8 protein-coding genes are annotated in these 8063 nt (G+C 52.8%); all 8 read left to right on the forward strand.

Annotation, left to right across the window (positions count from 1 at the left end):
• A partial coding sequence (locus ACR0P9_RS04590) for a sensor histidine kinase (RefSeq protein ID WP_432617764.1) occupies positions 1 to 798 on the forward strand: 798 nt, incomplete at its 5' end.
• Between the two features lie 3 nt (positions 799 to 801).
• Positions 802 to 1752 carry a DUF1385 domain-containing protein gene (locus ACR0P9_RS04595; protein ID WP_432617766.1) on the forward strand — a complete coding sequence of 317 codons (951 nt, stop codon included), beginning with the start codon at positions 802 to 804 and terminating at the stop codon, positions 1750 to 1752.
• Entirely contained in the window at positions 1746 to 2612 is an 867-nt protein-coding gene (gene prmC, locus ACR0P9_RS04600) for a peptide chain release factor N(5)-glutamine methyltransferase (RefSeq protein WP_432617768.1), read from the forward strand. Before ACR0P9_RS04595 ends, prmC begins: the two co-directional genes overlap by 7 nt.
• Before the next feature lie 11 nt (positions 2613 to 2623).
• On the forward strand, positions 2624 to 3805 hold the full coding sequence (gene recA / locus ACR0P9_RS04605; RefSeq protein ID WP_432617770.1) for a recombinase RecA: 1182 nt from the start codon (positions 2624 to 2626) through the stop codon (positions 3803 to 3805).
• Between the two features lie 2 nt (positions 3806 to 3807).
• Entirely contained in the window at positions 3808 to 4311 is a 504-nt protein-coding gene (locus ACR0P9_RS04610; protein ID WP_432617772.1) for a regulatory protein RecX, read from the forward strand.
• Positions 4301 to 5638 carry a 30S ribosomal protein S12 methylthiotransferase RimO gene (gene rimO, locus ACR0P9_RS04615; RefSeq protein ID WP_432617774.1) on the forward strand — a complete coding sequence of 446 codons (1338 nt, stop codon included), beginning with the start codon at positions 4301 to 4303 and terminating at the stop codon, positions 5636 to 5638. Before ACR0P9_RS04610 ends, rimO begins: the two co-directional genes overlap by 11 nt.
• Before the next feature lie 80 nt (positions 5639 to 5718).
• The gene (gene pgsA / locus ACR0P9_RS04620; protein ID WP_432617776.1) at positions 5719 to 6285 is read left to right on the forward strand and encodes a CDP-diacylglycerol--glycerol-3-phosphate 3-phosphatidyltransferase; all 567 of its coding nucleotides are present in this window, start codon (positions 5719 to 5721) and stop codon (positions 6283 to 6285) included.
• Between the two features lie 17 nt (positions 6286 to 6302).
• Positions 6303 to 7718, forward strand: a complete 1416-nt coding sequence (gene cysS, locus ACR0P9_RS04625) for a cysteine--tRNA ligase (RefSeq protein ID WP_432617778.1) — start codon at positions 6303 to 6305, stop codon at positions 7716 to 7718.
• Positions 7719 to 8063 lie beyond the last annotated feature (345 nt).

Consider the following 8063-nt stretch of genomic DNA (forward strand, 5'->3'; position numbering starts at 1 on the left):
GTCTATGACGATGAGATCGGTGATTTGTGCGATACCATCAATCACATGTCAGAGGAAATCAGCCGTGCTGAGCGCATGAAAAATGACTTTATTTCTTCGGTCTCGCATGAACTGCGCACCCCGCTGACGGCGATTGGCGGATGGAGTGATACATTGATTGCGGGCGGTGCAACGGATCCGGAAGAGGTCATTATGGGTCTGGGCATCATCCAGAAGGAGAGCCGCCGTCTGACCCAGATGGTCGAAGAGCTGCTTGATTTTACGCGATTGGAATCCGGACGCATGAAGCTGAATATGGAGCTGTTCGATGTCGGTGCAGAGCTGTATGAAGCGGTCTATATGTATGAAAACATGCTGGAAAAGGAAAATATCCAGCTCGAATATGATATTCCGGATCAGATGTGTCCGGTCAACGGCGACCGTCACCGCATGAAGCAGGTATTCTTGAACATCATCGACAATGCGGCAAAATACGGCAAGAGCGGCGGGCGCATTCAGATTATGCTGTCGCGTGACAGCTATACCGTCATCATAGAGGTGCGCGACTGGGGCGTTGGCATCAAAGAAGAAGAATTGCCGTTTGTCAAGGAGAAGTTCTATAAGGGCAGCTCCAAGCAGCGCGGCAGCGGCATCGGTCTGGCTGTCACGGATGAAATTGTTCGGATGCACGGCGGTACGCTGAATATTGCCAGCACCTATGGCGAAGGCACGACAGTGACTGTCACGCTTCCGCTCGCCAATACCGAGACACGGAGCGCAGAACCGGAAGAGATCCCGCAGGAACCAGAGAAGGAGTAACGATTGAGCAAAGCATCACAACAGGTTGTGCACAAGACAACCATCGGCGGTCAGTCGATTTTAGAGGGCATTATGATGAAAGGTCCGCACAAGATTTGCACCGTTGTGCGCAAGCCGGATGGCGGACTTTCGATGGAAGAAAAGGAATATACCCCGCTCAAAGAAAAACATAAAATTGCCGGTGTGCCGGTCATTCGCGGCTTTGTCCTGATGGTGCAGTCACTCATCGAGGGCTTTCGGGCGATTGATTATTCCTCTAAGATTCTGATAGAGGACGAAGAGGAAGAGCAGCCGTCCAAGCTGGAGCTGTGGTTCAAAGACCACTTTGGCGATGGATTGGTAGAGTCCGTCATTTACTTCCTGTCCATTGTCGTCGGCATCGGTCTGGCGGTCGGTCTGTTTATTTTGCTGCCTGCGTTTGCCACCGGATTTTTGCCGGACAGCATGGCACATTGGAGCAAGAATTTGATGGAAGGCGTCCTGCGCATTGCTATTTTTATCGGATATATGGCAATCATGAGCTTGATTCCGGACATGAAGCGGACGTTTCGCTATCACGGCGCCGAGCACAAGACCATTTACTGCTATGAAAAGCAGTTAGACCTCACGGTGGACAATGTCCGTGTGCAGCCGCGGGAACATCCGCGCTGCGGCACAAGCTTTCTGTTCGTGATTATGATTATCAGTATTTTGGTGTTCTCTGTCGTCACGGCGGAGAGCCGCATCATGCAGCTGGTGCTGCGCATTGTGCTGCTGCCGATTGTCATCGGTCTGAGCTATGAGGTCAATCGCTTTGCGGGCAGACATGACGGCGTCCTGTCCAGCATTTTGCGCTGGCCGGGCATGATGCTCCAGCACATTACCGTGTTAGAGCCGGATGACAGCATGATCGAAGTGGCGATTGAAGCCCTCAAGCGCGTCATTCCGGAGGATAAACAGGAGGACAAATGGTAAGCGTTTGGGACGAATACCTCTCTCTGCGGCAGGCACTGACCGATATTGGCGTGGAAGAAGCAGAGCTGGAGGCGCGAGAACTGACCGCCTTTGCTCTGCAGGAACAGACACGGGAAATCCGCCGCTGGCGGGATATGCCGCTGGACGAACAGACAAGAGTGCAGATGCACACGCTGTTTGAGCGCAGAAAACAGGAGGAACCGCTCGCGTATATTCTGGGCGAGTGGGATTTTTACGGCAATCGGTTTGTTGTGACACCGGATGTGCTCATTCCGCGCGGCGATACCGAATGGCTGTGCGATGCGGCTGTACAGGCGGCAAAGCAGCAGCCAAAGCCGAAAATCTTGGATTTGTGCTGCGGGAGCGGCTGTATTGGTCTGTCGATGGCCCTCGCGGTGCCGCAGGCACAGGTGACGCTCATCGATTGTTCCGAGCAGGCTCTCGCTGTCACGCGGCGCAATGCCGCTCTGCACGGCTTATCTGCGCCGCGCGTGACGATTGCGCAAGGAGATGCCTTGCGTCCGGACAGCATTCATGATATATTTACTATCATCGTCTCCAATCCGCCGTATATTACGGCACAGGAGATGACCGAGCTGGACCGCAGTGTGGATGCCTATGAACCGCATCTTGCGCTGTATGGCGGCACGGACGGACTGGATTTTTATCGCGCGATGGCACAGCATCCGGCGTTTTCGCTGGCATCCGGCGGTCTGCTGTTTGCAGAATGCGGCTGGAAGCAGGGCGAACAGGCGGCACAGCTGTTCCGGCAGGCGGGATGGAACAACGTCCATCTGCGCGAAGATCTCGCGGGAATTCCGCGAATTATCTGCGCGGAAAAAGCAAATACGAGACAATAGGAGGCAAGATTATGGCGAAGAAAAAAGCATTGCCTACCGTTACGGTAGCAACCGATAAAAAGAAAGCACTGGATCAGGCTCTGGCTCAGATTGAAAAGCAGCACGGCAAAAATGCTGTCATGTATCTCGGTCAGGAAGTCGAGCAGGTAGATAAAGACGTCATTTCCACCGGTTCCATCGGTCTGGATATGGCATTGGGCATTGGCGGTCTGCCGCGCGGCAGAATCATTGAGATTTATGGACCGGAATCTTCCGGTAAGACCACTCTCGCCCTGCACGCCATTGCATCGGCACAGGCAGAGGGTGGCATTGCGGCGTTTATCGACGCCGAGCACGCGCTGGATCCGGCGTATGCGGCAGCATTGGGCGTCGATGTAGACAGCCTGCTGGTATCGCAGCCGGACAGCGGCGATCAGGGTTTGGAAATTGCTGAACAGCTCGTGCGCTCCGGTGCGCTGGATATTATCGTCATTGACTCGGTAGCGGCGTTGGTTCCGCGCGCCGAAATCGAGGGCGAGATGGGCGATTCGTTTGTCGGTCTGCACGCACGTTTGATGAGTCAGGCACTGCGCAAGCTGGCTGGTGTCATTGCCAAGTCCAAGTGCGTGGCTATCTTTATCAACCAGCTGCGTGAAAAGGTTGGCGTGATGTACGGCAATCCGGAAGTAACGACCGGCGGCCGTGCGCTCAAGTTCTATTCTTCCGTCCGCATTGATGTGCGCCGCGTTGAATACCTCAAGGAAGGCGACCGCGCCATCGGCAGCCATACAAGAGCGAAGATCGTCAAGAACAAGATGGCACCTCCGTTCCGCGAGGCATATTTTGACATCATGTACGGCGAGGGCATTTCCCGCACCGGCGAGCTGATTGATTTGGGTGTCGATTATGACCTGATTAAAAAGGGCGGTGCTTGGTTTACCATCAACGAAGAGCGTTTCCAGGGCAGAGACAACGCCAAGAAGTATTTGGCAGAGAATCCGGATGTTGCGGATGAGTTGGAAGCGAAGATTCGTGAGGCGATTCAGGAGAGCCGCGAAAAGGCAAAGCAGGAGCGTCAGGCGCATATGGCGCGCCGCACCGGCAGAGCGGCTGCTGAGGAAGACGAGCACGCACCGGCACCGGAAGAAGCACCGCAGAGACGGTCTGCCGCTGTCTCCATTGACGCGGACGATTTCGGCGATGACGATATTTAAGTATGCCGGAGATTTGTGACGAACAACAGTATCGGGATGCAGAGGTCGCGGCGGCTGGGATGCTCAGCCGCCGCCCACTGTCTGCGGCGATGCTGGAACGAAAGCTGCTGGATAAAGAATTTGCTCCGGAGGCAGTGGAATATGCCGTGGAGCGAATGCGCTTGCTGCACGCCATTGATGACGAAGCGTATGCAGAAACCGTCATTCGGTCGTATCGAAACAAGGGATACGGTGCCCTGCGCATTCGACAAGAGCTGTATCAGCGCGGCGTGCCGAGAGATATTGCCGCGGAACAGCTCAAACAAATGGAGCCGAACTGGGACAAGATGCACGCACTGTTGGAAAAAAAGCTGCACGGCGATGTCTCAGACCGAAAAGAGCGCGAAAAGGCGATGGCGGCATTGCAGCGCCGCGGATTTTCTTTTTCTGAAATCAAAATCGCCATGGATAATTACCGCGCTGCATTAGAACAAAATCAGGAGGAAGAAGGATTTTATGTCGATTAAATTGGGTATGATCTCGCTGGGCTGCGCGAAGAATCTCGTAGACGGCGAGCACATGCTGGCACAGCTGGCAGATGCCGGTGTGACCATTGTAGAGGATGTAGCGGATGCCGATGTCGCTGTCGTCAATACCTGTGGCTTTATTGAGTCCGCCAAGCAGGAAGCCATCAACACGATTTTGGAGACCGCAGAGCTGAAAAAGACCGGTTCGCTCCAAGCACTCATCGTGACGGGATGTCTGGTACAGCGTTACCCGAAGGAAATTGTCGAGGAGCTGCCGGAAATTGATGCGGTTCTCGGCACAGGCAGCTATACCAATATTGTCGATGCGGTGCGCGCTGTCATGCAGGCACCGGGTACGGTATATCAGAACTTCGGTCAGATCAATGAGGCAGAGATGGACGGCGGCCGTATTTTGCTGACGCCGGGCTATTCGGCATATCTCAAGATTGCCGAGGGCTGTGACAATCACTGTGCCTACTGCGTCATTCCGTCGCTGCGCGGCAAGTTCCGCTCTCGTCCGATGGAGGAGATTCTGAAGGAAGCACAGGCTCTTGCCGATGCCGGTGTGCGCGAAATTATCATTGTGGCACAGGACATCACGCGCTACGGCATGGATTTGTATCATGAGCACAAGCTGTCTGAGCTGCTGCACGAGCTATGTCAGATGGACTTCACGTGGGTGCGTCTGCATTATCTGTATCCGGATGAAATCACGGATGATATGATTCAGACGATTGCACAGGAGCCAAAGATCGTCAAGTATCTGGATATTCCAATTCAGCACGTCAACAACCGCATTCTGCACGCCATGCACCGCCGCGGCGACGCTCAGTTCCTACGTGAGCTGTTCCAGAAGCTGCGCCGCGAGATTCCGGGTCTTGTCCTGCGAACCAGCTTGATTGTCGGTCTGCCGGGCGAAACCGATGCAGAATTTGAAGAGCTGTGCGAATTCCTGCGTGAGATGCAGATCGAACGCGCGGGTGTGTTCTGCTATTCGCCGGAAGAGGGCAGTGAGGCGGCTGAGATGCCGGATCAGATTGATGAAGAGCTGAAAAACGAGCGCCGCATGATTATTGAAGAATTGCAGTCGGATGTGCTCGATCAGTTTGCTGCACGGATGCAGGGACAGCTGCTCGAGGTTCTATGCGAGGGCTGGGACGGCGAGACCGGTCTGTATTACGGCAGAAGCTATGCCGATTCGCAGGATATTGACGGCCGCGTGCTGTTTGACAGCGCGTTCTCTGTCGAAGAGGGCGAGTTTGTACCGGTGCGCATCACAGGCGCGCAGGGTGCCGATCTCACCGGCAGCACGGAGACCGCAGAATAACGGTTGACACGTTCGGACAGAGACCGTATAATAATTTTTGCGGATACTTTCTGCAAATTGAAATAAGGATGGGACAAGTTATGACACTTGCGAATAAGATTACTTTGGCGCGTATCGCGCTGATTCCGTTCTTCGTCATTTTTGCGACGCTTGGCGGAACGACTTGTGATGTCATCGCACTGGTGTTGTTTTGCGTGTGCAGCTTTACGGATTTTCTCGACGGCTATGTGGCGCGCAAATATCATCAGGTAACGGATTTCGGCAAATTCGTCGATCCGCTCGCGGACAAGCTGCTCATTTGTGCGGCGATGGTTATTTTCATTGACCGCGGTTTGATGTACGGCTGGATGGTATTTATCATTCTCGCTCGTGAATTTATCATTACTTCTCTGCGCACCATTGCTGCGATGAAGGGCACTGCGATGGCAGCCGCTTGGTCGGGCAAGATTAAGACCTGTGTGCAGATTGCAGGCGTAATTCTCATTTTCCTGTGCACCATTATTACCGGTGCGACCAGCCTGCACGATGTCTATCTCATTCAGCTGTGCGGCTGGATTATGATGGCAATTACACTGTATTCCGGCTATGATTACCTGCACCGCAACTGGAATCTGGTTGCGGAGGGTGCAACCAAACCAAAAAATTAAAGGGGAAGGATGCTATTATGAAATTATATAACTCGATGACGCGCAAAAAGGAAGAGTTCGTTCCGCTGGAGCCTGGCAAGGTCAAGATGTATTCCTGCGGTCCGACCGTATACAACTATTTCCACATCGGCAATGCGCGCCCGTTCATCATTTTTGATACGCTGCGCCGCTATTTTGAGTACCGCGGCTACGAGGTCAAGTTTGTCCAGAACTTTACTGATATTGACGATAAAGTAATCAAGAAGGCAAATGAGGAAGGCGTGACCTATGATGTCATTGCTGACCGCTACATCAAGGAGTATTTTGTCGATGCCAAGGGCTTGGGCATTCATCCGGCTACCGTGCATCCGCGCGCAACCGAGACCATGGATGCCATTATTGACATCGTTAAGACCTTGATTGACAACGGCCATGCCTATGTCGCTGAAAATGGTGACGTATACTTCCGCACTAAGAGCTTTGCCGAATACGGTAAGCTGTCGCATCAGCCGCTGGACGAATTGCAGGCAGGCGCCCGCATCAGCGTAGGCGAGCAGAAGGAAGACCCGATGGATTTTGCTATCTGGAAGGCAGCAAAGCCGGGTGAGCCGAGCTGGGAGACTCCGTGGGGCAGCAAGGGACGTCCGGGCTGGCACATTGAGTGCTCTGCGATGGTCAACAAGTATCTGGGCAAGACCATTGATATTCATTCCGGCGGCAAAGACCTGATTTTCCCGCATCATGAGAATGAGATCGCACAGTCTGAGTGCGCTAACGGCTGCACCTTTGCCAATTACTGGCTGCACAACGGCTTCCTGACCATTGACAACGAGAAGATGTCCAAGTCCAAGGGCAATTTCTTCATGGTTCGTGACGCCGCAAAGGTATACGGCTATGAGACCATTCGTATGTTCATGCTGTCCGGTCATTACCGCAGCCCAATCAACTACTCGGAAGAGTCGCTGATTATGGCAAAAAATGCGCTGACCCGTCTGTACACTGCAGCAGAGAACCTGCAGTTCCTGCTTGACCATCAGACCGGCGACACGATGACCGCAGAGGAGCAGGCAAAGGCAGAACAGCTCAAGCAGTACCGTCAGAAGTTCATGGATGCCATGGACGATGACCTCAACACCGCTGATGCATTGGCTGCGATTTTCGAGCTGGTTCGTGAAATCAACACGGAAGTTAAGAATCCGGACTGCACCCATGCGTTTGTACAGGCTTGCTTCGATCTGATGATGGAGCTGTGCGGCGTGCTCGGCATTGTCGATCATCTGGAAAAGAAGAGCATCGACAGTGAGGTAGAAGACCTGATTGCTCAGCGTACCGCGGCTAAGAAGGCAAAGAACTTCGCTGAGGCTGACCGCATCCGCGATTACCTGCTCAATGAAAAGGGCATTGTCATCAAGGATACCCGTCAGGGCACCCAGTGGAGCTATAAAGAAGATTAAGTTGGAAATAAAGCAGCAGCCGCTCTGGAGACAGAACGGCTGTTGTTTTAGTATTGACTTTTTTACAGAATGACCATATAATAAAAGTGTGGAAACCAGACGGTTGCCACTATACAAATAGCTCTTAGTGTTGAGAGTTAAACGCTCTCATAGTGAGCCATCTGTTCCAGCAGACGGCTCACTTTTTTTGTCAAAAAATAACAAAATGATAACAAAACAACAACATTTCTTAAGAAAACATAAAAATATGTAACAATCGCTTGCATTTGTCACCTAACAGTGCTATCATCTAGGCAATGAAAAGATCCAGATCGATCGCGAAGGAGTGACAAGTATGGATAAGAA

Origin of the sequence: Butyricicoccus sp. (assembly GCF_050872565.1) — a bacterium.
Classification (GTDB): domain Bacteria; phylum Bacillota; class Clostridia; order Oscillospirales; family Butyricicoccaceae; genus Butyricicoccus_A.

Excerpts from the sequence above, each read along its gene's own strand:
- prmC (WP_432617768.1), top strand. The coding sequence starts at position 1,746 with ATGGTAAGCGTTTGGGACGAATACCTCTCTCTGCGGCAGGCACTGACC.
- recA (WP_432617770.1), top strand. The coding sequence starts at position 2,624 with ATGGCGAAGAAAAAAGCATTGCCTACCGTTACGGTAGCAACCGATAAA.
- ACR0P9_RS04610 (WP_432617772.1), top strand. The coding sequence starts at position 3,808 with ATGCCGGAGATTTGTGACGAACAACAGTATCGGGATGCAGAGGTCGCG.
- rimO (WP_432617774.1), top strand. The coding sequence starts at position 4,301 with ATGTCGATTAAATTGGGTATGATCTCGCTGGGCTGCGCGAAGAATCTC.
- pgsA (WP_432617776.1), top strand. The coding sequence starts at position 5,719 with ATGACACTTGCGAATAAGATTACTTTGGCGCGTATCGCGCTGATTCCG.
- cysS (WP_432617778.1), top strand. The coding sequence starts at position 6,303 with ATGAAATTATATAACTCGATGACGCGCAAAAAGGAAGAGTTCGTTCCG.